This window comes from Photorhabdus heterorhabditis (assembly GCF_001280945.1).
In the GTDB taxonomy this organism is placed as follows: Bacteria; Pseudomonadota; Gammaproteobacteria; order Enterobacterales; family Enterobacteriaceae; genus Photorhabdus; species Photorhabdus heterorhabditis.
In genome coordinates, this window is sequence record NZ_LJCS01000221.1 from 1 (window position 1) to 594 (window position 594).

The window sequence follows — 594 nt, forward strand, 5'->3', positions numbered from 1 at the left end:
AGGCATGTACCCGGTTTGCGGCGGATCTGGTCGCTGCAATGGGGACTCTTGCTGAAATCTGTGAGCGGTTGTTGAATAATTTTCTGGTACTCAGGTTAAAGCCTCTGCTGGGTTCTGTCTTGGGGGAAAAGCTGCTGACCAAGGTAATAACGTGGATTGGGAGGGTAAAATTCCTTGGATCTTTGGCTGGGATCGTCGGGGTGGCATGGGATTTGTATCATGCAATAGATGACATTAGGAAAGGCAATGTAGGATCAGGGATCGCTTATCTGATTTCTGCGATAAGTGGATTGGTGTTGATTATCTTTTCCTTGGGGCCGGTAGGTATTGTTATTACCTTGCTGTTTTTCTTTGGTGCCAATATCTATTTGGAAATGAAGAAGAAAAATGAGATCCAGAAATGGTTGATGGCTTGCTTGTGGCGAAAAATTCCGGCAGGTGAAGAGGATGTTCCTGTTATCTGGCCTGATAGCAGAATGGAAATGGACGCTTTTAACAAATTAATGACTTCGGCGGAGGCATAATTATGCAATTAGATGGGTTGTATATCCCTTATAAACTGAATCGTTTGTTGACTCAGCAAGAGAAAGACGA

At 43.9% G+C, this 594-nt stretch carries 1 pseudogene; it reads left to right on the plus strand.

What is annotated here, in order from left to right:
• Positions 1-524: pseudogene (locus AM629_RS24150) on the plus strand (hypothetical protein); the annotation flags it as partial.
• Between the last annotated feature and the right edge of the window lie 70 nt (positions 525-594).